Raw genomic sequence first — 26,216 nt, forward strand, 5'->3', positions numbered from 1 at the left:
CGCCTCCTCCTGCACTACCGTCGAGGCATGAGCGCTTTCGATCCCGACGTCGTGCAGGCCATCCTGCGGCACATGAACGGCGACCACACCGACGACAACATCCTCATCGCGCGGGCCTTCGTCGATCCGTCCGCAGAGGCATCCGTGATGACGGGATACGACGCGGACGGCGGAACCTGGGAGGTGACCACGAGCGGCTCGACCCGGAGCGCCACGGTCGCCTGGCCGAACGGCCCGATCGCCGAGCGTCCGGACGTGCGACGCGAGATCGTGGCGCTGTACGACGAGGCCTGCGCCGTCCTCGGCGTCGAGCCGCGTCCTCATGCGTGACGTGAGGCGATCGGTCCGCTAAGTTAGGTGACACTAACCTAACTTGGGAGTGACGATGGCCACTGTGATCCCCTTCTCGCAGGCGCTGCGCGAGCGCACCTGGAGCGGCCACAGCGACAGCGAGGGCGCCGGCTTCATGACCGACCTCATGAGCGGCAAGGGCACCCGCGACGACTACGTCTCGCTGGTCGCCCAGCACTGGTTCATCTACGCCGCGCTCGAGGCGGCGGCCGAGGCGATGAAGGACGACCCGGTGGCCGCCCTCTTCATCACCCCCAAGCTCACGCGTCTGCCCGCTCTCGAGGAGGACCTCCGCTTCCTCCTGGGCGACGACTGGAAGGACCGCATCCGACCGCTGCCCACGACCGAGCGCTACGTCGCCCGGATCGACGAGGTCGCGGCCACCTGGAACGGCGGCTTCATCGCCCACCACTACACGCGCTACCTCGGCGACCTGTCGGGCGGGCAGATCATCCGCACGCTGATGCAGCGCCAGTTCGGCTTCGAGACCAACGGCGTCGGCTTCTACCTCTTCGACGAGATCGCGAAGCCCAAGGAGTTCAAGGAGCACTACCGCACCCAGCTCGACGCCGTCGGGTGGGACGAGGCGGAGCGCGACCGCGTCATCGACGAGGTGCTCGTGGCCTACCGGTTCAACACGGAGCTGTTCCTCGACCTCGCCGCGGCGAAGGCGGCTGCGGTCGCCTGAGGGCGCGAGCGCTCCTTCACCGGAGCGTCATCCGTCGTTCATCGACGCGGGAGCCGGATCGTCCTACCGTGGGGCGCGAGGAAGTTCACCGGTGTGAACTTCCCTCCCCTCGAGAGGAACCCGACATGCGCATGCCCTCCGCGCGATCCCGGTTCGCGCGCCCGCTCGCCGCGACCGCGTTCGTGACCGCCGCCCTCGTCGCCATCCCGGCGGCCGCCCACGCGGCGCCGACGCCCCCCGATATCGTCCCCGCGCTCTCCGGATACAGCGCCTTCTGGGTCCCGGACTCGCGCGTCTCGCCCACGGTGCAGCAGGGCACGGTGGAGAACCCCGACGTGATGGCCTACGACGATGAGCTCGCCGTCTGGATCAACCGCTCCGCCACCGACGCGCAGCGGTTCACCGCGCTCCAGGACGCGGAGTACGACAACACCGGCACCGCCTACGACCAGTCGATCACCGTCGGAACGGGCCTCGGCGCGACGCTCGGCGCGCTCTACATCGCTGGCCGCAACGACGGCTCGCTGCCGCTGACGTCGGCCCTCATCAACAGCGAGACCGGATCCGCCGGCGCCTTCGTCGGCACGGGAACCGCGAAGAGCTACTTCAGCCACCCGCGCCCCTACCTCGCCACCGACCCGAACACCCCTGCCACCCCGGGCGACGCCGCCGCCTGCGCCCCCGACGTCACCAACGCCGGCTCGCTGAGCGCCGACCGGGTGGGCCGACCGTGGGCATCCGCGGGGGCGAACACTCAGGGCAACCTCCTCATCGAGCGCGTGCCCGACACCGTCGACACCACCCACCAGTTCTCGCCGAACGACGTCCCGCTGAGCGCCGGATACGGCTCGACCGGCATCTGCCAGGGCGGGTCGTTCCCGAGCGGTCACACCACGACGGCGTATCAGGCGGGCATCACGCTCGCGACGCTGCTGCCCGAGCTGGCGCCGGAGATCCTCTCCCGCGCCTCCGAGAACGGCAACGACCGCATCGTGCTCGGGGTGCACTACCCGCTCGACGTGATGGGCGGCCGCATCGCCGGCGAGCTGGCGCTCTCGACGCTGTGGTCGGATGCGGACTACCGCACCTCCGTCCTCGAGCCCGCCCGTGCCGAGCTGGTGTCGTACCTCGAGGCGAAGTGCGGCGACACGCTCGCGCACTGCATCGCGGAGCAGACCGCCGCCGGCGGGCAGTACCAGGCGGACCCCTACGGCGGCCAGGCGTTCTCGGCCGACTTCGGGGCGCAGCAGGTCACCGACCGCGCCTCCGCCGTCGCCGCCTACCAGCAGCGGCTCACCTACGGCTTCGGCCAGGTCGGCACGCCGGGCCTCGCCCCCGACGTCCCCGCCGGAGCGGAGAACCTGCTCCTCACGACCTTCCCGACGCTGACGGATGCGCAGCGCACCTCGGTGCTGGCCCAGACCCAGATCGACTCCGGCTTCCCGCTCGACCTCACCGGGTCGGGCGGCGGATCGTGGCAGCGCCTCGACCTCGCCGCGGCGATGAGCGCCACCGTCGAGCTCGAGTCCGACGGCTCGGTCCGCGTGCTCGCGACCGGCGGGACGGCGCAGGTGGTGACGCCGGCGGCCCCGACGACGCCCGCCACCCCCGTCGCCCCCGCCGCCGCGGGCACTGCGGGCACGGGCTCGCTGGCCGCGACGGGCCTCGACGCCGGCGCGATCGGCGGCGCGGGCGCGCTCGTCCTCGCCGCGGGCGCACTCCTCCTCGTCGGCCTCCGCCGCCGCCGCGCCACCCGCTGACCGCCCGCCGCCGGCCCCGCCCGCGACCGCGGGCGCGGCACCGGCACCGCCCACGACCGCGGCCGTTTTCAGGAACTACGCCCGTACTCAGGACACATCGTCCTGAGTACGGGCGTTTCGGTCCTCTCCTCCTGAGAACGGGCGCAGGCTAGACTCCGTCCACGAGGTTCCAGGGGGAGCGACGATGTCGGGTGGACGAGCACCCCTGCCCGCGTGGGGATGGGCACTGATCGTCGTGGGTTCCGTGATGGCCCTTCTCGCTCTCGTGGCCGTGGTCGCCGCGGTCGGGGTCGTCGCCGCCCTCCTGGTCGTCTTCGTAGGCGGTCCGCCTCCTGCGGCCGGGGCGGGGTGACCCGCTCTCACGAGTGCGGTTGCGGGCAGCGGCCCTCGCGATCCTGAGCGACGTCGCTTCGACACCGGATGTGACGCACCCCGGCGTATAAGGAGAGACATGCCCGGAATCGGTGTCGAGGCGACGGGGCGAGCCCCCGTGGCCGTCGCTCGTCACGGAATACCGCACCACCACCGCCTCTACGCGGGGAGCTTGCACGTCTGACGTGACGAACGACGGCACACGCGCGCCCGCGCGCGCACCGCGGCCACGTCGACGCCCGCGCCGGACGGCGGGGCTCAGCGGCGCTGGGGGCGGGCGGAGATCAGCCCGAGGCCGACGCTGATGCGGTCGGCGGTCTCGATGAGCTGCTCGGCGAGCTCGTCGCGGTCGAGCTCGCGCACGAGCGAGAGGCGGCCCGACACGGAGATGCCCGCGACGATGCCGTCCGCGTCGCGGATGGGTGCGGCGATCGAGAGGCGGCCGAGGGCCAGCTCCTGGTCCTCGAGGCAGTAGCCGCGCAGCTCCGACTCGGCGAGCACCTCGGTCAGCCGGGCGTGATCCGTGATGGTGTGCGCGGTGTAGGCGGGCAGGTCGTTCCCGAGGAGGGAGCGGCGCCCCTCCTCGTCGAGATCGAGCAGGAGGCACTTGCCGAGCCCGGACGCGTGGAGCGGCTGGTGCATCCCCACCATCGTGTGGGCCTTCGGCGCGAGCTCGCCCTCGAAGTGGCAGAGGTACACCAGCGACGCGCCGTCGCGCACGCCCACGTTGACGCTCAGTCCGATCCGGTGCGCCAGCTCCTCCGCCGCCGCCCGCGACTCGCGGTGCACCGGGTTGTGGTTGAGCCCCTGGCTCGCCAGCTCGAGGATCGCCGAGCCGATGGAATACAGCTGCCCGTCGGAGCGGACGTACCGCAGCTCCTCGAGCGAGGTGAGCAGACGGGCCGTGGTCGACGCACCGAGCCCGATGGCCCTCGCGATGTCCGAGGCGCGCAGCGCTCCCGTCTTCGACTCGCCGAGGGCGGTGAGCACGGCGGCCGCGCGACCGATGCCCTGATGCACCTCGCCCGTCATGTCCGCTCCGACTCCCTCGCGCACGCTCTCGCCCGCGGGCGCGGGCTCAGTTCACCGTACCGGAGCCGCGAGCACCCCCGGCGTCCGACCATGGCGCGACGCGGCCGCTGGGCTCGGCATACGCCTTCAGCGCGTGCACCGACACGAACGGCGCACCCGCCGTGGCGGTGCACACCAGACGCAGCTCGCTGGTCTCGACGGGCTCGACGTCGTGGATGCGGTGACGGTGCCGGTTGCCGGACTCCGCCGCGAGCACCCGCCACTCGCCGTCGACGCAGGCCTCGATGCGGTAGTCGGTCACCAGTTCGGGCACGACGTCGAAGTTGGTGCGGTGATGGTGGAGGTTCACGAGGTCCTCGTCGACGTCGTCGTTGAGCACGACGCGCACCGAACGGATCGTCACGGGCGCGTCCCAGCGCGCGGTCAGCACCTCGGGATGCTCCGCGAACGACGCGAACGACGCGAACGACGCCCGAGCTCCCGGATCCCGCATCTCCGACGACCACAGGTGCGGCCCGCCGTAGGGCCGCTGCAGCCCGTCGGCCGCGTGCGAGGCTGCGTAGGCCGTGGTGGCGGGCTCGACGGCCAGCGCGAACGACCGACGGCGGAGGCCGCGCGCCACCCAGTCCGTCGCGGGCTGATCGTGCTCCTCGGGGATGTGGTGGTCGAACGGGGCGTCGTCGTGGCGCCGCCCGGCGAGCGCGAGCAGGCCGTACGGCCGCCCTTCGCGCAGGGCGAGCCGCGCCCCCTCGTGGGCCCGCACCACGACGACCCCGTTCTGAGGCTCGTCCGGGGTCCAGTCGAAGCGCGCGACCGCCTCGCCGCACCCGGCTTCGACCGTCGCCGTCACCGTCGCGACGTGCTCGATCGGCGCGTAGTTCTGGGGCTTGCCCGTCGTCCAGAGCTCGATCTGGATCTCGCCCGCCGCCTCCGCCTCGACCTCGAACGTGACGCTGTCGAGCGAGGGCTCGACGGGGATGACGACCGCGAGGTCCCGGTCGAGGTCCACCATCCCCGCCGACGGCAGGGCGCGGGTGTCGATCGTCTCGAGCGTGGACGACGCCGAGAGGCGTGCCGACCGCACCAGGTCGTCGGGGTCGTCCGACCGCACGCCCACGAGCGGCGCGTCCTCGCGGAGGAGCGTCGACTGGAGCAGCGCGAGCCTGTCGCGTCCGAGCTCGCGGGGCGTCAGCCCGTGACGGGCCGCGAGCGCGGCCGCCGTCCCGGCCGCCTGCCCCTGGGTGGAGCACGTCGCCATCACGCGCGTCGACCCGAACGCGACGTGCGAGGCGGAGATGTCGCGCCCGGCGAAGAGCAGGTTGTCGAGATCGGGGGAGTAGAGGGATCGGAACGGGATGTCGTAGGTGCCGGGGCTGTAGCGCTGCTGCGCCCCGGCCCGATCGGCGTAGACGCCCTCCACAGGATGCAGGTCGATCGACCAGCCGCCGAAGGCCACCGCATCCGGGAACGCGACCTGGTCGAGGATGTCGTTCTGCGTCAGGGTGTGGTCACCGACGAACCGCCGGTACTCGCGCTTGCCCGGGACGGACCCCACCCACTCCAGCGTCAGGGTGTCGGCGTCGAACTCGCCGGAGTTCTTGATGTGGTCCCAGATGCCGAACACGACCCCCCAGAGCTCGTCGCGGATCCGCTCGTTCTCGGCGACCGTGTCGAGCTCTCCGCCCCATTCGATCCACCAGTAGTCGCATCCGTTGTCGCCGGTGCGGATGATGCGGTTCTGCACGATCGGCGTCTGCGTGATGTCCTTCGCGATGCTCGGGGCGACGTACCGGGACGGACGACCGGTGTCCTTCGTGTAGAAGAAGAGGGAGCTGCCGAGCAGCTCGTCGTCGGCCGTCTCCGGCGCCCACTCCTCGCCGTACTCGTCGCGACCCTCGCGCCCGACGCGGTAGGAGGCTCCGGCGAGATGGCCGATGAGGCCGTCGCCCGTGCAGTCGAGGAACATCGGCGCCTCGAACGTGGTCTCGATCTCGCTGCCCATCGTCCACCCGGTCACCGAGCGGATGCGTCGGCCGTCCTCGCTCATGGCGAGCGTCCGCACATCCGTGTTGAGGTGGAGGGTGACGCCCGGCTCGGCGCGGACGAGGTCGAGCACCACCTGGTCCCAGTAGTAGGGGTTCCCCTCGGCGTTGCGGTACTGGTTCTCGAGGAACAGCTCGCCCATGATGCCCGTCTCGCGGGCGAACTTCTGCGTGCCGTGCGCCGTGGCGCCGACCACCCACACCCGCACCTCGCTCGAGGAGTTCCCGCCCAGCACCGGGCGGTTGGTGACGAGCGAGACCCTGGATCCGAGGCGAGCCGCCGCCACCGCGGCGGAGACGCCGGCGAGTCCGCCCCCGATGACGACGACGTCGGCGGTGGTGGTTCGCTTGAGCATGGGTCTCCGATCAGCGTCGATCCGCGTCGGCGGTGGTGCCGGCGTCGATCCTCGACAGTACCACTTGGTGATCACTTTCTACCGTTCAGTGGTACATCGGTTGCGTCTGGTGATACAATCGCCATCAGACCGAGCCCCGACAACGATGTGGGAGACACCATGACCGTGACCGACCCGACCGCCGCGAGCGCGGCGACGCCCCTCGACGACCATCAGCGCTCCCGCCGCATCCGGAAGGTGATCCTCGCCGCCGGCGCCGGCCACTTCGTGGAGTGGTTCGACTTCGGCCTCTACGGCACGCTCGCGACGGTCATCGCCATCAACTTCTTCCAGCAGGGCGACCCCGGAGCCGCACTGCTCTCGGCGTTCGCGGTCTTCGGCGCCGGGTTCGTCATGCGGCCCCTCGGCGGGCTCTTCTTCGGCTCCCTGGGCGACCGGATGGGCCGCAAGTCCACGTTGGCCACCGTCATCCTCGTCACCTCGGGCGCCACGGTGGTGATGGGCCTGCTGCCCACGTACTCGATGGTGGGGCTGTGGGCGCCGCTCCTGCTGGTGCTGGTGCGTCTCGTGCAGGGCTTCGCCGCGGGCGGCGAGAGCTCGGGCGCGACGACGCTCCTCGCGGAGTACGCGCCGTCGAACCGCCGCGGCTTCGTGTCGAGCTTCGTCGACGTCTTCGGCTTCGCCGCCTTCGTCGTCGGCGCCGGCCTGGTGCTCCTCTTCACCTCGACCCTGGGTGCGGATGCGCTCAACAGCTGGGGGTGGCGCATCCTGTTCCTCCTGGCGCTGCCGCTCGGCCTCGCCGGGCTCTACCTGCGCTGGAAGCTCGAGGACACCCCGGAGTTCCAGGCGATCGAGAAGAAGGGCGAGGTCACGAAGTCGCCGCTGCGCACGTCGCTCCGCACGTCGTGGAAGGCGCTGCTGTTCTGCGTCGGCTTCGTCGTGATCAAGGCCGTCGGGCACTGGATCCTCCAGACCTTCATGCCGTCGTACCTGCAGACCACGCTCCACTACGACCAGACGACGAGCTACGCCGTCACCACGATCGGGCTCCTCGCCATCGCGGTCCTCGTGCCGTTCATGGGCCTGCTCAGCGACAGGATCGGACGCAAGCCGGTGATGATCGCGGGCTGCATCGGCTTCGTGGTGCTCACGTATCCGACGCTCATGCTCATGAACGCGGGCAACTTCTGGGCGGCGACGGCCGCGATGGTGCTGCTGGGCGTCTTCATGGCCGCCTACGACGGCGCCTCGAGCGCGGCGATGGCCGAGCTGTTCCCCACGAACATCCGCTACGGGTCGATGGCGATCGCCTACAACGTGTCGGTCGCGATCTTCGGCGGGATCACGCCGTACTTCGCCGCCTTCCTGATCACCGCCTCCGGGAACCCGTTCGCACCGGCCTTCTACGTCATGGCCGCCGCCGCCGTGTCGCTGGTGGTCGTGCTGCGGGCTCGCGAGACGTTCCGCCTGCCGCTGCGGCAGCAGGCCTGAGCGGGGCGATCGGATGCGCATCGCCGTCACCGGAGCCTCCGGCCGCGTGGGTCGGGCCGTCGCCGCCGAGCTGAGCTCGCGGGGTCACGACGTCGTCGGGCTCGACCTCGTGCCGCCGCGCACACCTCTCGACGGGGTGGAGTACCTCGTCGGAGACCTGTCCGACCTGCCGATCGCCGATCCCCGGCTCGCCGGCGTCGAGGCGGTCGCCCATCTCGGCGCGTTCATGTCGTGGTCGCCGGCCGACGCGGAACGCATCCTGTCGGCGAACACCGACGCCACGGTGCACCTCGTGCGGGCCCTCGAGGGCTCGGCGGTCCGCCGCTTCGTGCTCGCCAGCACGGGGGAGGTGTACCCGGAGAACGCGCCCCAGTACCAGCCGCTCGACGAGGACCACCCCGGCTGCCGACCACCTGGTACGGCCTCAGCAAGGTGCTCGCGGAGGAGGTCGTGGCCTTCGCGGGCCGCACCCTCGACTGGTCGACCGTCGTGCTGCGCTTCTCGCACACGCAGGATCCGGCCGAGCTGCTCGACCCCGATTCCTTCTTCTCCGGGCCCCGGTTCTTCGCCTCGCGGCGCCTCGCCCGAGAGCGGGCGGCCGGGCACGCCGCCGTGGTGGCGGCGCTCGAGCCGTTCTCCGACGACGACTCGACGCTGCTCGTCGCCTCCCGTGAGGATGGTGCCCCCGTGCAGATGGGCATCCTGGGCACCCCCGACCTGGCCCACGGCGTGGTGCTCGCCCTCGAGGCGGAGACGACGGGGCACGAGGTGATCGGCCTCGGACCCGACGAGCCGCTCGACCTCGGCGCCTTCGCCCGCGACCTCGCCGCGGCGGCCGGCCTCGGCACGGTCGACGTGGTGCTGCCGGTCTCGGCGCCGAGCTACACGACGTCCAACGCCCGCGCGCGAGAGCTGCTCGGCTTCGAGCCCCGCCTCTCGCGCGACGACCTCATCCGCCTCGCGGTCGCCGCCCGCGCCGAGCGCCTCGCCGCCGCCCGCCGCTGAGCGCGCCGCGGCGGGCACCCCGCGTCGCTTCAACACGGAAAACGCGCAAGTCCCCCCGTATACGCGGGGGCTCCGCCGGAATCCGTGACGAAGCGCCCGGTCCGCGCGACCCGGGATCCCGCTGACGGGCTGCCGGCGGCTACCCGACGTCGGCACCGGCCCGCGGACGTCCTCCCGCCGCCTCATCACGGAATACGCGCAAGTCCCCCGATACACGCAGGGACTCCGCCGAAATCCGTGACGAAGCGACCACGTGAGCGCCTTCCAAGGGCGGGGCGACACCTCCATCGGCGCATATCGGTCCGGGCCGGGCGGCGCGGTGCCAATGCCGTTTTCAGGAGCGGCGGCCGTATTCAGGACATATCGCCCTGAAAGCGGGCGATCCGGCCCGGATCTCCTGAAAAGGGGCCGCCGCTCCACGTCACAGACGGCGGTGGGCGGCTGGTCTGCCGGGCGCGCGCGAGGCGGCCGGACACTGCGGACGCCCAGGCTGGCAGCAGGCGCCGGGGAAAGCGCGAGGCGGCCGGACCATCCCGGCCGACGCAGGCTGATGTCATGCGCCGGCGGGCAGGCGCGAAGCGGCACGGACCGCGGCCTCCCGGGGCGGCGGTCAGGCGCCGGAGGGCGCCGGGGGAGGAGTGGTGAGGCCGCGGGACCCGTGGGGACCGACGACCGTGCCGGGGGTACGCGGGCCGTCCGCCGGGGGTGTCGCGGCGCGCTCCGCGTCGCGCGGTGCCGCGGGCGCGGGCACCGCTCCGGAGACCAGGTCTCGCGACCGGGCCCGAGATGCCGCGACGAGGGCGAGCACGAGCCCGATGAGCGCGAACACCAGGAGCACGAGGGCCTCCTGCAGCACCGACAGCAGCGAGCCGCCCGTCGCGAGGAGCTGCATGCCCGTGATGGCATGCGACAGCGGCAGCACGGTCGCGAGCCCCGTGTAGGCGGGCGCACTCAGCCCCGCCGGGATCACCACCGCGGCGGCGACCACCTGCACCACGACCAGGGCGAGCGACAGGATGCGCCCGCCCTGCCCGAGCAGCGCCACGAGCCCCTGGTGCAGCATCACGAACGACACCGCCATCACGAAGGCGAACACGACCGATCCGACAAGATGCGCCGGACGCACGCCCACCACGAGCAGGACGCCCGCGACGAGCGCCGCCTGAGCCGCACCGAGGAGCAGCGGCCACCTGAGCGCCGACACCACGACCCGCAGGGTGGATGCGGTGGACAGCAGCGCGGACCGCGTGAACGGCATGAGCACCAGGTACAGCACCAGCGCCCCGATCCACAGGGCGACCGGAACCGCCACGGCCGAGATCGCCGCGCCCGCGCCGGGCAGCGCGGACACGTCGGACGTGCTCGTCACGACGGGCTGCGCCACGACGGTGGCGACGGACTTGGCCTTGTCGGGGGTGTAGGTGGGGATCTGCGCGACCGCCTGGTCGAGGCCGTTCGCCAGGCCGGTCAGGCCGGTCGAGATCTGGCTCGCCCCGCCCGCGAGCTGGTCGGTGCCGGTCGCCAACTGGCCGAGTCCGTCGGCAAGCCCCGCCGTGCCGGTGGCGATGCCCGCGGCACCTGTGGCTGCGTCCTGGAGACCGGTGGACAGCAAGGGGAGATCGTCGGCGAACTCCTGCGCACCGCCCGTCACGAGGCCCGAGCCGTACTCGAGCACGTCTCCGCCGAGCGAGTCGAACACCAGCCCGCCCGAGATCAGGGCGGCGCCCGCGGCCGTGCCGTCGATGTCGTCGGCGAGGTCGTCGAGCTTCTGAGCTGTCGCGGGGTCGCTGACCCCCTTGGCGATCTCCCTGAGCTGCGCCGCCTGCGCCGCCTGATCGGAGGCGAGCGTGCCCACCTGCTGCGACTTCGTCGTCACGGCGTCGCGCATCAGGCCGATGCCGCTGGTGACCAGCGAGCTGCCATCGGCCAGGTACCCGGCGTAGGTGGGGAGGTCGGTGGTCGCCGAGGCGATCTGCTGCATGATGCCGGCGTAGGCCTGCGCACCCGTGTTGAGCTCACCGGCGCCATCGGCGGCCTTGTGGAGGTTGGTGGCCAGTTCGCCCGCACCCGAGGCGAGCGTGCTCTGGTACCCCGCCAGCTCGCCGGCGCCGCTCGCCGCGGGCTGAAGGGAGCTCTGGATCGAGGTGAAGCCGCCGAGCGTGGTCTGGACGAACTGCTCGGTCACCGTGCTCGACAGCGCCGCCTGCAGGTTCACCGAGAGCGCCGAGGCGAGGAGCTCGCCGACGTAGCTGCCCGCGCCGTTCGTCTGCACCTGCAGCTGCGCCTGCACGGGATCGCTGCTCGAGAGCGACACGTACGACTTCGAGAAGTCGCCGGGGATGGTGACGACCGCGCTGAACCGGCCCGAGGCGAGACCATCGGATGCGGTCCCCGCGTCGGTCACGGTCCAGTCGAATCCCGTGGCCGAGCCGCTCGAGGTGAGCTGGCTGACGAGCAGCTTGCCCGCGAGCACAGGGGTCTGGGTGCCGTTCTGATCGACGTTGACGAGCTGGTCGTCGTTGACGATCGCGGCCGGGAGCACCGTGGGGCTCGACGCCGATCCGCGGTCGGATTCCTGGATCGCGGAGACGGAGACGCCCGCCACCACGAGAGGCGTGAGGACCGCCAGCACGAGGACGACCGTGCGGGCGAACGGCGACAGGGCGCGGAGGTCACCGCGTCGGGTGAGTGCCTTCAACCGGTTCACGCGGTCACCTCCTCTCTGCTGTCGTCCGATCCGATCCTGTCCTGCGCCCGCCCTTCACCTGGTGGGGCGGAGCGGATCTGTGGAGAGCTCGACGGCGGAGGGGTCAGGTGCAGGACTCGCACCTCGCGTCCCGGAACGCTCCACCTGTCGGCATCGTCCGCTCTGGTCGCGACCACGACGGTGGTGGCGAGCGACACGGCCCGGTCGATCGCGGCGAGGTCGAGCCCGGACCCTGAGCCCGCCGGACCGGTGAGGTCGACGGCGACCAGGGCGGCTCGCCTCGGCACGGCGCTGAGCACGTCCGTCTCGCGACCGGGCCGCCCCGCGTCGCCGGGGTCGGACAGCAGCAGCGCCGCCTCCCGCCGCAGGCGGCTCGCCGAGTAGGGGAGGGGGTGGCCGAGCACGACCGCGTGACCCGACTCGACGTGCTGCCGTCCGGTGAGGGCAGCGGCCACGGCGAGCGGATCGGTGCCCGCGGGTCCGGTCACGAGGACCACGTCGCCGGGGCCGGCCGTCACGGTCAGCGGACCCGCGCCCGAGCCGGCGACCACGGCGTCCTCGAGGGCGATCACGAAGTCCGGCTGATCGTGCGCGATCGGCTCGAGTCCCGCCTCGTCTCCGAGGAGGAGTGCATCGATGCCCTCGGGCGCCCCCTCGTCGGCTCCCTCCCGCTCCACTCGCCCCTCGCCGGCAGGAGCACTCGTACCCGCCGCGCCCGCACCGGCAGCACCCGCACCCGCCGCACCCGACCCGGCAGCACCCGCACCCGCAGTACCCGCGCCCGCCGCACCCGCACTCGCGCCCGAAGCACCGGCGACGCCCGCACCCGAAGCACCGACGGCACCCGCGCCGCCCCCGCCGGCAGCGGTACCCGCACCCGCACCCGCGGGGCGCCACGCCGCCGCGGCGAGCATGTGCCGCACCCGCTCACCCTCGAGGTCGACGTCGGGCAGCCGTCGCGCGAGCGGCGCGGGGAGCGCCCACGCCAACCGCCCGAGCAGCATCATGACGGCCGGGATGAGCGTCATCCGCACCACGAACGCGTCGAGGAAGACCCCCACCGCGAGCGCGAGCGCGATCGGCTGCAGGATCGCGTTGCCCCCGGGCACGAACGACGCGAACACGGCGAACATGATGCACGCCGCCGCCGTCACCACACGCGCCGCGCCCGAGAACCCGTCGACCACCGCGCGGTGCGCGTCGCCGTGCTCCACGAACTCCTCACGCATCTTCGACACGAGGAACACCTCGTAGTCCATCGCCAGCCCGAAGAGCACCGCCATCACGAGGATCGGCATGAAGCTGATCACCGGGCCGACCTTGGCGACGGTGAGCGCATCCGCCAGCCAGCCCCACTCGAAGATCGCGGTCGTCACACCGAAGGAGGCGACGACCGAGAGCAGGTAGCCGACAGTGGCGGAGAGCGGAACCGCGAGCGAGCGGAACACGATGGTCAGCAGCACGATGCACAGCCCGACCACGACGAGCGCGAAGGGGAGGAGCGCATCCGACAGCCGCTGCGAGACGTCGATCCCGAGCGCCGTCTGGCCGGTCACCTGGTACGGGAAGCCGTTCGCGTCCTCGAACGAGCCGGCCTTGTCGCGGATGGACTGCACCAGCTGGACGGTCTGCTCGCTGTCGGGCGACGAGTCGGGGATGATCGACACGATCGCCATGTCGGCGGTGGCGTTGGGGATCGCCTGGCTGACCGACGCGACGTCGGGCAGGCCGGCGAACTCGTCGTGCAGGGCGGTGAGGGCCTTGCTGATGTCGAGCGTCTTGCTGATGTCGGCGGTGACGAGGAGCGGACCGTTGAAGCCCGGTCCGAAGCCCTGCGAGAGCAGGTCGTACCCCTGGCGCGACTCCGAACCGGGCGGGTTGTAGCCCGCATCCGGCAGCGTCAGGCGCATCTGCGTCGCGGGCACGGCGAGGATGAGGAGGCCCAGCACCGTCGCGACCACGGTGATGATGGGACGGGCGGTGACGAGGCGCACCCACCTCCGGGCAAGGGTCGGACGCCCGCCGGGGCCCGCGAGCTCGCGGCGGGCGGCCCGCGAGGTGGGCTTGGGGATGAGGAGCCGTCCGAACAGGGCCAGCAGCGCAGGCAGGAGCGTCACCGCCACGATGACCGCGCACACCACGGCGATCGCCGCGCCGATCCCCATGACCGTGAGGAAGGGGATCTGCACCACGGCCAGCCCGAGCAGCGCGATGATCACGGTCAGTCCGGCGAACACCACCGCGCTCCCCGCGGTCGCCACCGCCATGGCGATCGACTCCCTCACCGGGACCCCGCGTGCGAGCTGCGATCGGTGGCGGGAGACGATGAAGAGGGCGTAGTCGATGCCCACCGCGAGACCGAGCATCGTCGCCAGGAGAGGAGCCGTGGAGGAGATCGTGGCGAAGCCGGACGCGATGGTGATCGACATCGACGCCAGGCCCACGCCGATCAGCGCGGTGACCAGCGGCATCCCGGCCGCGAGCAGCGATCCGAAGGTGATGACGAGCACGACGAACGCCACGACGAGACCGATGGCCTCGGTGTAGTCGACGCCGGCCTCGGGCGGATCGGTGACCCCCGCGAACCCGACCGTCACGCCGTCGGTCGAGGCGACGTCGCCCGCCGAGATGATCGCGTCGGTGTCGTGCTCGGTGAGCGAGGTGGAGGGCACGTCGTACTGGACGTTCGCATAGGCCATCGAGCCGTCGGAGGCGATCTGCGCGTCCGCATCCTTGTCCCACGGCCCGGTCACCATCGACACGTGGTCGAGGGTCTTGAGCTGGGCGATCGAGTCGTCGATCTGCGACTCGAAGGCGGTGATCTGCTGGCCCTGCGGGGCGACGTAGATCACCTTGGATGCGGCGCCGCTGGCCTGCGGGAAGCGCTGCTCGAGCATGTCGAGCGCGTTCTGGGACTGGGTGCCGGGGATCGAGAAGGACGACACGAGCGTGCCGCCCAGCAGCTGGGCCCCGCCGACGGCGAGTCCCAGCACGATCACCCAGCCCACGATGACCAGGATGTGGAAGCGTGCGGCGAACGCGCCTACGCGGTAGAGCAGTGTCGCCATCGGATCGGGTCCCTCCGTGTGGCAACAGTAGCGGGTACGCAGACGCCCCGTCGGGCGTTGACCCGAACGGGGCGTCTGCGATCAAGCGATCAGGCGCTGATCAGTACGTGCTGTAGGTCGCGGACGAGGCGACGAGCGCGATGGCTGCGATGATGTAGATGATCGTGAAGGCGATGGCGACGAAGCCGATGATGATGCCGGCGATCGCGAGGCCGCGACCCTTCTCGCCCGTCTTCTTGATCTGCGACAGGGCGATGAAGCCCACGATGATCCCACCCAGGGACACGAAGAACGACAGGATGAACCCGACGATCGCGAGGGTGTTGTACTTCGGCTCGCCGTAGGGTGCGGCGGCACCGTACTGCGGCTGGTTGTAGGCGGGAGGCTGCTGCTCGGTCATGTCGTTCCCCTTGTCTGGCCCGCATCGGGCTCATCGTCACGCCCGGATGGGCCGAGCATCACTATGGCAGGGGTGATGTGCGACCCGCAACGGAGCATGACACTCCGAGTCTCGTCCGCGTCAGCTGGGGTAGCCGTAGCTCCCGACGGCCACGGCGAAGAATCCGATGGCCACGATGAGGACGAGCAGTCCGATGCCGGTGACCACGAAGCCCACGATCGTCCCGGCGATGGCGAGCCCGCGACCCCTGTTGCCGGTGCGCTTGATCCGCGAGAGCGCCACGAGACCGAGGATCGCGCCGACCACCGCACCGACGGCGAGGAAGGTGAGGAAGAAGCCGAGGATGGCCGCCCCTCCCGCCACGCTGATCGACGCGATCGCGAGCGGCTCGTACGGCGGCAGAGCCGGGTACGGAGACGGGTAGCCGTACGGCTGCGGCTGACCGTAGGGCTGCTGCTGCGGGTAGGGCTGGCCGTAGGACGGCGGCGCGGGGGGCGCCGGCGCGTAGGACTGCGGCTGCCCGTACGCAGCCGCGGGATCAGGCTGGCCGTAGGGCTGCTGACTGTACGGCTGCGGCGAACCCGACGGCGGCACCGGAGCCGCGTACGGCTGCGATCCCGACGGCGGTGCCGGCGGAGCTGGCGGCACGGACGGCGCCGGCGGCACAGGCGCGCTCTGCGGTGCCGGCGGTACGGGCGGCACGCCCTCCATGGGCGGTGTCGGCTCCCCGGTACCCTGCTGCTCGTCGCTCATCGTCATCCCCCTGACTCACGGGCCCCGGATCGGGCCGGTTCGCAGACTAGCACCGCCCCCGGCCCGCTCTCGTGAGCACGGCGGTCAGGTCGCCGCGCCCTCGCGGGATCGGCGCATGAAGTCGAGCACGTCGCGGTCGACGATGATGTCGCTCGGCCGCAGCGGCCGCGTGAGGTAGAGCCCCTCGAGGGAGGTCAGCCGACTCAGGGCCACGTAGGTCTGTCCCGCGCTGAAGACACGGTGCCCGAGGTCGACCACGGCCTTCTCGTAGGTCTGCCCCTGGGACTTGTGGATGGTGACGGCCCACGCCAGGCGGAGCGGGAACTGGGTGAACTCGCCGACGACGTCCTTCGTGAGCTGCTTCGACTCGGTGGAGTACGAGTAGCGGTACTTCTCCCAGGCGACGGGCTCGACCTCGTGCTCCTCGTCGTCGACCTCCACCCGCACCTTCGTGCCGTCGATCCTCGTCACCGTGCCGACGGTGCCGTTGACCCATCGTGAGTCGGCGTCGTTGCGGAGGAACATCACCTGCGCCCCCGTCTTCAGCTGCAGCTCGACGTCGGCGGGGTAGGCCCGGCCGCCGAACTCGCCGCTCACCTCGGCCTTCGCCGTGAGAGCCCGTCCCGGCAGCCGCTCGAGCGACGCCTTGTTGATGCGGTTGACGGCGTCGTTCCGGGTCGCGAGGGTCATCGTCCCGTCGTCGGGCGGGGTGCGCGCACCGGCCTCGTTGAGGACGTCGGCGATGTCCTTCGTCACCTGCCCGAATCGCACCGCGTTCAGCATGTACCGGAACTGGTCGTCGTTCTGACGGTGCACCTGCGTGAGCTCCACGATCCGCAACGGCGTCTGCTGCCAGACCACGGCGTCGAAGAACCACATGGAGCGGTAGCGGTCGGCGAAGTACGCCCGTTCCTCGCTGTCGCCGGGCACCGGGGGGAGCTGGTACGGGTCGCCGAACAGGACGATCTGCACGCCGCCGAACGGCTCCAGCTTGCGGTGGCGGGCGATGCGGAGCGACCGGTCGATCGCATCCATGAGGTCGGCGTTGACCATCGAGACCTCGTCGATGACGAGGGTGTCGATGGTGTTGAGCACCTTCCGGACGTCGGCGCGGAGCTCGATCTCGTGGTCGGCGATGAGCCCGATCGGGAGTCCGAACAGCGAGTGGATGGTCTGGCCGCCGACGTTGAGCGCTGCGACCCCGGTCGGCGCGCTGATCACGATCTGCTTCTCGGTGTTCCACGAGAGGTGGTTGAGGAGCGTCGACTTCCCGGTTCCGGCTCGGCCGGTGACGAGCACGTGCTCGCGGGTGCCCTCGATGAGGTCGAACACCCGCTGCTGCTCGTCAGACAGGGGCGGACGATCCATGACTGGCCTTTCGGGATGCGAGTACCCAGGCTACCCGCCCGGGGGGCTGCGGCGACCCGATTCCCTAGACTGTGGACATGAGCTTGTCGTCCACAGGCGAGCAGGGTGCTCGCCGACGCACGCTGCTCATCTGGGGCGGCATCGGCGCCCTGCTCCTGGTCGCCTTCGGCGCGTCCGTCGGAGCGATGGCGCGCGAGACGTACAGCCCCGAGGCCTTCGTCCGCGAGTACCTCGACGCCCTCGCCCGACACGACGTCGACGCGGCGCTGGGCATGCCCGGGGTGGTCCTGACCTCGAGCGACGAGCCGGGCACAGGGGCCGCAGCCCTGCTGCAGGCGGATGCGCTGGGCACGCTCACCGACGTCTCGCTCGTCAGCGACGCTCAGATCGCCCCCGACCGGTATCGCCTGGTCTTCAGCTACAGCCTCGTCGGCTCCGACCGTCACGTCACAGACGGACGCTCCGAGTTCGACGTCGTCCGCACGGGCTCCAGCGCGCTCGTCTTCCCCACCTGGGCCTTCGCGAAGTCACCGATCGCGTCCGCCACGATCACGGTCGCCCACGCCGCGTCGTTCACCGCCGGCGCAGCGGAGGTCGAGACGGCGGACCCGTCCGCGTTCCACGCCAGCGGCTCGTACGAGGTGCTGGTGCCCGGCATGTACGTGCTCTCCCACAGCGGTGACTTCCTCGGCGCCAAGAGCATCGGCATGGCCGCGACGGCTCCGCTCAGCTCCATCAGCGCGATCGTCGACGTCCAGCCCAAGCTCGCGCTGGTGAACGCGGTGCAGGACTCCGTCGACACCTTCCTCGACGCGTGCGCGGCGCAGACCGTGCTCTACCCTCCCGGATGCCCGTTCGGCCTCGCCGTCGACAACCGCATCACGAGCTCTCCGCAGTGGAGCATCGAGCAGTACCCGACCGTCTCCATCATCGCGGGCCAGTCGTCCTGGGTGGTCCCCTCGAGCAGCGGATCCGCACACGTCACGGTGGGGGAGCGCTCGCTCTTCGACGGCTCCGAGACCACCGTCGACGAGTCCGTCCCCTTCACGGTGACGTTCACTCTCACCATCCAGCCCGACGGCACAGTGACCTTCGCCCAGCGCTGAGGGTCAGTCCGGTTCCAGGCGGCCCGTCACCACCCGGGCGGTGCGGCGAACGCGATGAGGCCCGCCTCGGTCAGCAGCCGGGCGAGCTCGATCGTCGAGCGGTCGCCGAGGCGCGGACCCACGATCTGCGCGCCCAGGGGGAGACCGGCGCTGTCGAGTCCCAGGGGCACGATCGTCGACGGCACCCGGAGCGTGTTCACCAGCGCGCTCCAGGCCGAGGTCACCGGCCCGGCCGGCATCGACACGCCGTCGAGGTCGTAGCGTCGCCCGCTCTGGGGCCCGTCGTCGAGAAGCGGCGCGCTGCCGAAGGTCGCCGGCGCGATCACCAGCGCTCCGCCGAGGCGGTGCGTCCACTGCTCGGAGAGCTCGAGCTGTCTCTCGACGTCCGTCCACGAGGCGGGCGACCCCGCGGTCCCGTACGTCAGCTCGCCCGCGACCAGCCGGCCGAAGAGCTCGACCACGTCGCTCCACTCGGTGCGCAGCTCCTCGACCCGGGCGCCCGCATCCGACACACCCACCGCGAGCCGTGCCACCGCATCCGACTGCTCGCGCGTGGTGGGAGCAGCGGCATCCGTCCAGACCAGCACACGCGCACCGCGCAGCGAGCTCACCGCATGGGGCGCCGGCGTCGGCGCTCCCTCACCGGGAGTGCCGGGCCCCGAGAGCACCTCGAGCAGCAGGGCGAGATCGTCCGCCGAGCGAGCGAGGGGACCGCTCATCGACAGCGGCGGCTCGAGCCTCGACCCGAGCGGACGCGGCAGATGCCCGCGCTTCGAGATCAGCCCGTGGCTCGGGACGTGTCCGAACGTCCCGCTCCAGGCGCTCGGCACGCGGATGGACCCCGCGAGATCGCTGCCGAGGTCGGCGACCGAGAGGCCCGCGGCCACGGCGGCGGCGGATCCGCCCGACGACCCGCCCGGCGTACGAGTCGGATCCCACGGGTTGCGCGTCACCCCGTACAGCTCGCTGCGCGTCTGGTGATCGCCCAGCTCGTCGGGCAGGTTGGTCTTGCCGACGACGATCGCGCCCGCAGCCCGCAGCCGCCGCACGGCGGGAGCATCCTCGCTCGGCGTGGACAGAGAGGAGCGCCGACCATCCGAGGCGGGCAGCCCCGCCACCGCGAACGAGTCCTTCACCGTCATCGGAACGCCGCCCAGGACACCCGGGTCGCGGCCGGATGCGCGTGCCTCGTCGACCGCGGCGGCCTCCGCGAGCGCCCGGTCACGGTCGACGACCACCACCGCGTTGAGCTCCCCGCCACGGCGCTCGATGAGGTCGAGGTGGGCCGACACGAGCTCCACGGCGGAGATGTCGCCGGCGTCGAGCATCCGCAGCGCCGTCGTGGCGTCGGGGACGATCACCGGCCGCCGTCTCGCGCCGAGAGCTTCTCGAGCATCGCGTTGTACTCCGCGAGCTCGGCGTTGTTGGTGCGGTCGGCCGCGCGATCCTTCCGCGTGGCCTCCTTCTTGTCGCTCATGCTCCACTGCACGGCCACGACGACGGCGAGGATGAAGGTGGGGATCTCGCCCACGCTCCACGCGACTCCGCCGCCGTTCTGCTGATCGACGAGCGCGCTCGGTCCCCACGTGCGGCCCATCGCCCCGAACCAGTCGGCCATGAGCAGACCCGTGCCGCTCATCAGCGCCAGGCCGAAGAAGGCGTGGAAGGCCATCGTGGCGAGCAGCAGCAGGAGCCGGAACGGGTAGGGCAGCTTGTAGGGCACCGGGTCGATGCCGATGAGCGCCTGCACGAAGAGGTACCCGACGATGAGGAAGTGCACGATCATCCACTCGTGACCGATGTGGTCGACGGTGGCCCAGCGGAACAGCGGCGTGTAGTAGAACGCGACGAGCGAGGTGGCGAACAGCACGCCGGCCACGATCGGGTTGGCGATCACCGTCGCGACACGCGAGTGCACGGCGAGCAGGATCCACTCGCGGATGCCGCGGGTGCCGTCGGACCGCTTGTCGATCGCGCGGAGCGCCAGCGTGACGGGACCGGCGGGGACCAGCAGGAGCGGCACCATCATGCTCAGGGTCATGTGCCCGAACATGTGCACGCTGAACAGGTACTTCTCGTAGACGTTGAGCCCGCCGTTCGTGACCCAGAACAGCAGCAGCATCCCGGCGACCCAGAGCACGCTCCGGTACCAGGGCCACGCGTCGCCACGGCGGCGCAGCTTGATCACCCCGGCGAGGTAGAAAGCGATGCCGAACCCGCACACCAGCACCCACAGCAGGTCGAAGTTCCACGACGTCAGGTAGGTGAGGAAGGACGGCTCGGGCGGGAGCGGCTCGCCGGTGAGGATCTGCGCCGGCGTCTGCACCACCGGGATCTCCTGCGACACCGGCGTCGCGGTGCGCCCGAGCGCCGCCGCGAAGCCCGTGGCGATGCCCATGAACACCATCTCGACGGCGACGAGCCACCAGAAGTACCCGCGGTGCCCGGTCCGGTCGAGGCGACGGACCAGGAAGGTGCGGTGCAGGGCGCCGATGACCCCGAGGGCGAGCAGAGCGCCCACCTTCACCAGGACCAGTGCGCCGTACGCGCTGGCCAGCTGGTCGAGGGTGCCGATGCGCAGCTGGGCGCTCACGTAGCCCGAGAGGGCCACGACCACGAAGCAGATCAGCGCCACCGCGGAGTAGCGCGACACCGCCGCGACGAGGTCGAGCGTCTCGAGGCGGCGGCTCAGGAGGGCCAGCACGAGGAGCCCGCCGAGCCAGGCGGCCGCGAAGATGATGTGGAGGGCGAGCGCGGTGACCGCGGCGTCGTGGCCCTCGGTGCCCGAGGCGTGGCCCTGCTGCGCCATCGGGATGAGCGCCGCGGCCGAGAGCAGCCCCACGAAGAACAGCGCCGTCTGGTTGCGCACGGCGAAGCACAGCACGGTCAGCACCGCGCCGAGGAGCGTCGTCCAGAGCCAGGCCTGGCCGAGGGCGATCTGCGTGAGGAACTGGCCGAGCCCCTGGGAGAAGCTGTCGTCGAGGCTGACCGTGCGGGCGGTGACGCTGAGGTAGTTGAAGAACCCCGTCACCGCGGCCGACACCGTGAACAGAGCGGACGCGGCGGCCGCGATGTCGAGCGTCTTGCCGTACTCGTCACTGCCGGCACGGAACACGAAGAGCGCCATGCCGAGAGCCCCGATCATGCCGGCGGCGGCGATGTTCACGATCATCTGCGCCACGGGGAGCCCGTAGCGGACGACGTCGCCCGGGTCCTGCAGGAGCTGCGGGGCCGCGGCGCCGCCGACGGCGAGCGCGATCAGGAGTGCGGCGAACGACGCGACCACCAGCGCGGCGGGCGCGACGATCCTCACGACTCGTGTCACCCGACAAGCGTACGCGCCCCATCCTGAGCGCCGCCCCTCGCTCGGCACGCGCCCGGTATGCAGAAAAGGGCGCCGACCGTGAGGTCGACGCCCTTCCTACAGAAGTCGGGGACTTACTTGGCAGCAGCCTTCAGCTTCGAGCCCGCCGAGATCTTGACCGAGTAGCCGGCCGGGATCTCGATGGTGGCGCCGGTCTGCGGGTTGCGGCCGGTGCGGGCGGCACGCTCGGTGCGCTCGACGGCGATCCAGCCCGGGATGGTGACCTTGGTGCCGCTCGAGACGGAGTCGGCCAGGGTCGAGAACAGACCGTCGAGCACGTCGTTGACAGCGGACTGGGTCTGACCCGAAGCGGCGGCGACGGCTGCGACGAGCTCGGTCTTGTTGAGTGACTTATCAGCCATGGGTGTCCTCCTCGGACCTTCTTCGCTACCGACCGGTAGCTCCCTAATTGATACAGGCGGTCGGGAACGACCGCCTGTAACCTACCAGCTGGACTTGGTGATGCCCGGCAACTCGCCACGGTGCGCCATGTCGCGGAAGCGCACACGCGAGATGCCGAACTTCGTCAGCACTCCACGGGGACGTCCGTCGATGGCGTCGCGGCTGCGGACGCGAGCCGGCGAGGCGTTGCGGGGGAGCTTCTGCAGGCCGAGGCGGGCGGCCTCGCGCTCCTCGTCGGTGCTGCTCGGGCTCACGAGAGCCTTCTTCAGCTCGGCGCGACGAGCCGCGTAGCGGTCGACGATCACCTTGCGCTGCTCGTTGCGCGCGATCTTGCTCTTCTTGGCCATTGTTTACCGCTCCTCTCGGAAGTCGACGTGCTTGCGGATCACCGGGTCGTACTTCTTGAGGACGAGACGGTCGGGGTCGTTGCGACGGTTCTTCTTCGTCACGTAGGTGTAGCCGGTGCCCGCGGTGGAGCGGAGCTTGATGATCGGCCGGATGTCCTGCTGCTTAGCCATCAGATCTTCTCCCCACGCGCCAGGATGTCCTTGACGACGGACTCGATGCCGCGAGCATCGATCACCTTGATGCCCTTGGCCGAGACGTTCAGGGTGACGTTACGGCGAAGCGACGGGACGTAGTAGGTCTTCTTCTGCACGTTCGGGTCGAACCGCCGCTTGGTACGACGGTGCGAGTGCGAGATGTTGTGACCGAAGCCGGGAACGGCTCCTGTCACCTGGCACACTGCTGCCACTGTTCCTCCATTTGGTTACCGTGAAGACGAGCGTCTTCACCCAAGATGACTTGTCGGCGAACCGGGCTGTGCCCGGTCCACAATGGGCGGAGGCTCCACCCAACCTTCCTAGAGTACGCGACGGATGCGCATCCGCCAAGTCAGCGCTGGGGCGGGACGCAGGCTGAGCAGAACCCGAAGATGTCGACCACGTGCTCGGGCCGGCTGAACCCGTGCAGCTTCGCCGTGCGCTGCGCCCACTCCTCGACCTCGTCGGCCTCGATCTCCACCGTCAGGCCGCAGCTGCGGCAGATGAGGTGGTGGTGGTGCGCCAGGGAGCAGGCCCGGTACAGCGCCTCGCCCTCGGGCGACTGCAGCGAATCGGCCTCACCCTCCTGGGCGAGGTCGTTCAGCGCGCGGTACACGGTGGCCAGGCCGATCTGCGATCCGGAGCCCTTGAGCGAGGAGTGGAGCGTCTGCGCGCTGACGAAGCCGATCTGCGATCCGAGCGCCGACCGCACGGCCTCCCGCTGCCAGGTGTTGCGCTTCATGCCCTCTCCGTCCTCTCCTCCCACGGTAACGCGGATCGGCTGGGGGTATGCCGTCTGCCGTCACGCCCTCGGCGGACACGTTCCACGATGCGGCACACGACGTAGATGAGAAAGGAGATCGTCGTGACGTACGGGCTGATCGGCACGGAGGATCCGAGCGCGAGCAGGATGCCGCCGACCAGCGAGCCGACGGCGAAGAGCGTGGAGAGCAAGGGCACGACCACGGGTGACTTCGACACCCGCAGCGCCGCCGCGGCCGGGGTGACCAGCACGGAGAGCACCAGCAGGGATCCGACGATCTGCACCGACACCGCGACGGCGAGGCCGAGGAGCAGCATGAACCAGATGGACATCGCGCGGGTCGGCACCCCGCGAGCCGCCGCCACGTCGGCGTCGACGCTCGCGAACGTCAGCGGGCGCCAGGTGAGGAGCAGGCCGATCACGACGATGGCCGAGATCACGATGAGGGAGTTCAGGCGCGGATCGTCGACGGCGACGATCTGGCCCGTGAGGAGCCCGAACTTATTGGCCGATCGCCCCGGGTAGAGAGCGAGGCACAGGATCCCGAGCCCCAGCCCGAACGGCATGAGCACGGCGATGATCGAGTTGCGGTCGCGTGCCCTCGCCCCCAGGATGCCGATGAGCAGGGCCGCGACGATCGACCCCGCGAGCGCACCCTCGACCACGCCGATGCCGAACAGCAGCCCCGCGGCCGCCCCGGCGAACGACAGCTCGCTGATGCCGTGCACGGCGAAGGCCATGTCGCGCGACATCACGAAGACCCCGATCAGTCCGCCGACCACCCCGAGCACGGCTCCCGCGATGATCGAGTTCTGCAGCAGGGCCAGCAGCTGTCCGTAGTCGCTGAAGTCGAAGATCTGCGACCAGATGTCGTCCATCACTCCACCTCGTCGTCGTCGTGGTGGTGGTCGTGTCCCGCATCCGGCGTCCCCACCACGATCACGCGCCCGCGGGTGCGGATGACGTCGACGGGGGAGCCGTAGAGCTCGGAGAGCACGTCGCTCCGCAGGACCTCGTCGGGCGGTCCGATGCGGAACCCGCCGCCGGCGAGGTACAGCACGCGATCGACGAACGAGAGCACGGGGTTGATGTCGTGCGTGACGAAGAGCACGCCCATCCGGCGGGCGGCACGCTGCCGGTCGATCAGCTCGCTCACCCCGCGCTGGTGCGCGAGGTCGAGCGAGAGGAGCGGCTCGTCGCAGAGGAGCAGCCGCGGCTCGCCGGCGAGCGCCTGCCCGATCCGGAGCCGCTGCTGCTCGCCACCCGACAGGGTGGAGACCCCCGCATCCGCGTACGACTCGGCCCCGACCTCCTCCAGCAGGAGGTCGACGCGCGCTCGGCGCGAGCGCGACGGCAGCGGCAGTCCGAACCGGTGCCCGTCGATGCCGAGCGCGACGAGATCGCGAGCGCGGAGCGGGGTGCCGTCGTCGGCGAGCTTCTGCTGCGGGACGTAGCCGATGCGGCGATCGCCGCGGCGGGCCGGGCGGCCCAGGAACTCGATCGAGCCCGAGGTGAGGGGCTGCTGGCCGAGGACGGCACGGAGGAGACTCGTCTTGCCCGATCCGTTCGCCCCCAGCACCGCGATGAACTCGCCCGCCTGGACGTCGAGGTCGAGACCGGACCAGAGTCGACGCGGGCCGTAGGCGAGCGCACCACCGCGGATGCGCAGGACGGGCGACTCGGCCGGACCGGTCATCGCGCCAGCGCCTCGGTGATCCGGTCGAGGTTCGCCTTCATCCAGGTGAAGTAGTCCTCGCCCTCCGGCAGGGTCTCGGACAGCGCCACCGTCGGAGTCCCCGCCGTCTTCGCGTTCTCCACCAGGGCGTTCGCCTGCGCCGTCGGGGTCTGGGTGTCGTGCACGACGAGGTCGACGGTGCCGTTCGTGGCCAGCTCGATCGCCTGCAGGAACTCGTCGGGAGGGACCTCGGCGCCGCGCTCGACCGCATCCTGCAGCCCGGCAGGGGTGGCGTCGACCAGGCCGATCGCGTCGAGCATGTAGAGCGCGAGCGGCTCGGTCGCGAGGAAGCGCTGGCCGCGGTAGCTCTCGGCGAGATCGTCCTCGGTGGCGGCCAGGGCGGCGAGCTGGCCCTTGGCGCTCGTGGCGTTGGCGGTGAAGACCGGTGCGTCCTCGGGGTCGAGGTCGCTGAACCGATCGGCGAGCTCGTCGACGAGCCGCTCCATCGTGGGGACGTCGTACCAGAGGTGCTCGTTCAGGCCCTCGGCCGGATACCCCGACACCTCCGCCACCGAGACCACGACGGGACTCGCTCCCGAGGCATCGACCATCTGGGGGAGGAAGTCGTCGTAGCCCCCGCCGTTCTCGATGACCAGATCGGCGTCCTTCACCGCAAGCTGATCGCGGGCGCTGGCCAGGAACTCGTGCGGATCCTTCGTCGGGCTGTCGATGAGGCTGGTCACCGCGACCTGGTCGCCGCCGACCGCGCTCGCCAGACTGCCGTAGACGTCGGTGGAGGCCACCACCGACAGCGTGGCCGACGCGCCGCTGCCCACCGTCATCGTCGCCGCCGGCATGCTCGTGCATCCCGCGAGCGCCGCTCCCGCGGAGAGGACCGCCGCGAGCGCGAGCGCACTCCTGCGCAGACGCGGGCGGCCTGGATTCGGGATCACGACCCCCGACTCTAATCA

At 71.0% G+C, this 26,216-nt stretch carries 23 protein-coding genes and 1 pseudogene; 7 read left to right on the top strand and 17 right to left on the bottom strand.

Annotated elements, in window-relative coordinates; translation table 11 throughout:
- Positions 1–27: 27 nt before the first annotated feature.
- The 3 genes from IEX69_RS11840 (at position 28) to IEX69_RS11850 (ending at position 2,799) form a co-directional block, all read left to right on the top strand.
- Positions 28–330, top strand: coding sequence for a DUF2470 domain-containing protein (locus IEX69_RS11840; protein ID WP_085021169.1), 303 nt, complete (start codon positions 28–30; stop codon positions 328–330).
- A gap of 55 nt (positions 331–385) precedes the next feature.
- Positions 386–1,039, top strand: coding sequence for a biliverdin-producing heme oxygenase (locus tag IEX69_RS11845; RefSeq protein WP_085021170.1), 654 nt, complete (start codon positions 386–388; stop codon positions 1,037–1,039).
- A 125-nt stretch (positions 1,040–1,164) separates the two neighbouring features.
- Positions 1,165–2,799 carry a phosphatase PAP2 family protein gene (locus IEX69_RS11850; RefSeq protein WP_085021171.1) on the top strand — a complete coding sequence of 545 codons (1,635 nt, stop codon included), beginning with the start codon at positions 1,165–1,167 and terminating at the stop codon, positions 2,797–2,799.
- Positions 2,800–3,429: 630 nt separating this feature from the next.
- Here the strand turns inward: IEX69_RS11850 and IEX69_RS11855 are convergent.
- Together IEX69_RS11855 and IEX69_RS11860 are read right to left on the bottom strand one after the other, a co-directional pair.
- Positions 3,430–4,203 carry an IclR family transcriptional regulator gene (locus tag IEX69_RS11855; protein ID WP_085021172.1) on the bottom strand — a complete coding sequence of 258 codons (774 nt, stop codon included), beginning with the start codon at positions 4,201–4,203 and terminating at the stop codon, positions 3,430–3,432.
- 46 nt (positions 4,204–4,249) lie between these two features.
- Positions 4,250–6,601: an FAD-dependent oxidoreductase gene (locus IEX69_RS11860; protein WP_085021173.1), complete on the bottom strand. Its 2,352-nt coding sequence runs from the start codon at positions 6,599–6,601 to the stop codon at positions 4,250–4,252.
- A gap of 159 nt (positions 6,602–6,760) precedes the next feature.
- On the opposite strand from IEX69_RS11860, the gene IEX69_RS11865 reads away from it, so the two are divergent.
- The 3 genes and pseudogenes from IEX69_RS11865 to IEX69_RS20920 all read left to right on the top strand — a co-directional run bounded on the left by IEX69_RS11865 (position 6,761) and on the right by IEX69_RS20920 (position 9,097).
- Complete coding sequence (locus IEX69_RS11865) at positions 6,761–8,092, top strand: MFS transporter (RefSeq protein ID WP_085021174.1); 1,332 nt, start codon at positions 6,761–6,763, stop codon at positions 8,090–8,092.
- A 13-nt stretch (positions 8,093–8,105) separates the two neighbouring features.
- Positions 8,106–8,477 (top strand): annotated as a pseudogene (locus tag IEX69_RS21225) (NAD-dependent epimerase/dehydratase family protein); the annotation flags it as partial.
- 47 nt (positions 8,478–8,524) lie between these two features.
- Positions 8,525–9,097 (top strand): NAD-dependent epimerase/dehydratase family protein, encoded by a 573-nt coding sequence (locus IEX69_RS20920; RefSeq protein WP_229756328.1) that lies wholly within the window; start codon positions 8,525–8,527, stop codon positions 9,095–9,097.
- Positions 9,098–9,707: 610 nt separating this feature from the next.
- On the opposite strand, the gene IEX69_RS11880 is transcribed toward IEX69_RS20920, so the two are convergent.
- The 5 genes from IEX69_RS11880 to IEX69_RS11900 all read right to left on the bottom strand — a co-directional run bounded on the left by IEX69_RS11880 (position 9,708) and on the right by IEX69_RS11900 (position 17,393).
- Entirely contained in the window at positions 9,708–11,804 is a 2,097-nt protein-coding gene (locus IEX69_RS11880; protein WP_085021177.1) for a YhgE/Pip domain-containing protein, read from the bottom strand.
- Positions 11,801–14,872, bottom strand: coding sequence for an MMPL family transporter (locus tag IEX69_RS11885; protein WP_085021178.1), 3,072 nt, complete (start codon positions 14,870–14,872; stop codon positions 11,801–11,803). The genes IEX69_RS11880 and IEX69_RS11885 overlap by 4 nt, the downstream gene beginning before the upstream one ends.
- A 100-nt stretch (positions 14,873–14,972) precedes the next feature.
- Complete coding sequence (locus IEX69_RS11890) at positions 14,973–15,272, bottom strand: DUF4190 domain-containing protein (protein WP_085021179.1); 300 nt, start codon at positions 15,270–15,272, stop codon at positions 14,973–14,975.
- Between the two features lie 120 nt (positions 15,273–15,392).
- Positions 15,393–16,025 (bottom strand): DUF4190 domain-containing protein, encoded by a 633-nt coding sequence (locus tag IEX69_RS11895; RefSeq protein ID WP_157127367.1) that lies wholly within the window; start codon positions 16,023–16,025, stop codon positions 15,393–15,395.
- An 84-nt stretch (positions 16,026–16,109) separates the two neighbouring features.
- Positions 16,110–17,393, bottom strand: coding sequence for an ATP-dependent DNA helicase (locus IEX69_RS11900; RefSeq protein ID WP_085021181.1), 1,284 nt, complete (start codon positions 17,391–17,393; stop codon positions 16,110–16,112).
- Between the two features lie 77 nt (positions 17,394–17,470).
- Here IEX69_RS11900 and IEX69_RS11905 point away from each other — a divergent pair, with 77 nt between their 5' ends.
- The gene (locus IEX69_RS11905) at positions 17,471–18,499 is read left to right on the top strand and encodes a hypothetical protein (protein ID WP_157127369.1); all 1,029 of its coding nucleotides are present in this window, start codon (positions 17,471–17,473) and stop codon (positions 18,497–18,499) included.
- A gap of 26 nt (positions 18,500–18,525) precedes the next feature.
- Here the strand turns inward: IEX69_RS11905 and IEX69_RS11910 are convergent, their stop codons facing one another.
- The 10 genes from IEX69_RS11910 to IEX69_RS11955 all read right to left on the bottom strand — a co-directional run bounded on the left by IEX69_RS11910 (position 18,526) and on the right by IEX69_RS11955 (position 26,198).
- Positions 18,526–19,860 carry an amidase family protein gene (locus IEX69_RS11910; protein WP_085021183.1) on the bottom strand — a complete coding sequence of 445 codons (1,335 nt, stop codon included), beginning with the start codon at positions 19,858–19,860 and terminating at the stop codon, positions 18,526–18,528.
- Complete coding sequence (locus IEX69_RS11915) at positions 19,857–21,824, bottom strand: bifunctional copper resistance protein CopD/cytochrome c oxidase assembly protein (protein WP_217348646.1); 1,968 nt, start codon at positions 21,822–21,824, stop codon at positions 19,857–19,859. Before IEX69_RS11915 ends, IEX69_RS11910 begins: the two co-directional genes overlap by 4 nt.
- A gap of 113 nt (positions 21,825–21,937) precedes the next feature.
- A complete protein-coding gene (locus IEX69_RS11920; RefSeq protein WP_085021184.1) occupies positions 21,938–22,225 on the bottom strand; it encodes an HU family DNA-binding protein in 288 nt (95 codons plus the stop codon).
- Between the two features lie 81 nt (positions 22,226–22,306).
- The gene (gene rpsN / locus IEX69_RS11925) at positions 22,307–22,612 is read right to left on the bottom strand and encodes a 30S ribosomal protein S14 (RefSeq protein ID WP_085021185.1); all 306 of its coding nucleotides are present in this window, start codon (positions 22,610–22,612) and stop codon (positions 22,307–22,309) included.
- Positions 22,613–22,615: 3 nt separating this feature from the next.
- On the bottom strand, positions 22,616–22,783 hold the full coding sequence (rpmG, locus tag IEX69_RS11930; protein WP_085021186.1) for a 50S ribosomal protein L33: 168 nt from the start codon (positions 22,781–22,783) through the stop codon (positions 22,616–22,618).
- Positions 22,783–23,019, bottom strand: a complete 237-nt coding sequence (rpmB, locus tag IEX69_RS11935) for a 50S ribosomal protein L28 (RefSeq protein WP_066522785.1) — start codon at positions 23,017–23,019, stop codon at positions 22,783–22,785. Before rpmB ends, rpmG begins: the two co-directional genes overlap by 1 nt.
- A gap of 140 nt (positions 23,020–23,159) precedes the next feature.
- Positions 23,160–23,549, bottom strand: coding sequence for a Fur family transcriptional regulator (locus tag IEX69_RS11940; protein ID WP_085021187.1), 390 nt, complete (start codon positions 23,547–23,549; stop codon positions 23,160–23,162).
- A complete protein-coding gene (locus IEX69_RS11945; protein ID WP_174604557.1) occupies positions 23,546–24,448 on the bottom strand; it encodes a metal ABC transporter permease in 903 nt (300 codons plus the stop codon). The genes IEX69_RS11940 and IEX69_RS11945 overlap by 4 nt, the downstream gene beginning before the upstream one ends.
- Positions 24,448–25,266 carry a metal ABC transporter ATP-binding protein gene (locus IEX69_RS11950; protein ID WP_085021189.1) on the bottom strand — a complete coding sequence of 273 codons (819 nt, stop codon included), beginning with the start codon at positions 25,264–25,266 and terminating at the stop codon, positions 24,448–24,450. The genes IEX69_RS11945 and IEX69_RS11950 overlap by 1 nt, the downstream gene beginning before the upstream one ends.
- The gene (locus tag IEX69_RS11955; RefSeq protein WP_085021190.1) at positions 25,263–26,198 is read right to left on the bottom strand and encodes a metal ABC transporter solute-binding protein, Zn/Mn family; all 936 of its coding nucleotides are present in this window, start codon (positions 26,196–26,198) and stop codon (positions 25,263–25,265) included. Before IEX69_RS11955 ends, IEX69_RS11950 begins: the two co-directional genes overlap by 4 nt.
- Between the last annotated feature and the right edge of the window lie 18 nt (positions 26,199–26,216).

This window comes from Cnuibacter physcomitrellae (assembly GCF_014640535.1).
Taxonomy (GTDB): domain Bacteria; phylum Actinomycetota; class Actinomycetes; order Actinomycetales; family Microbacteriaceae; genus Cnuibacter; species Cnuibacter physcomitrellae.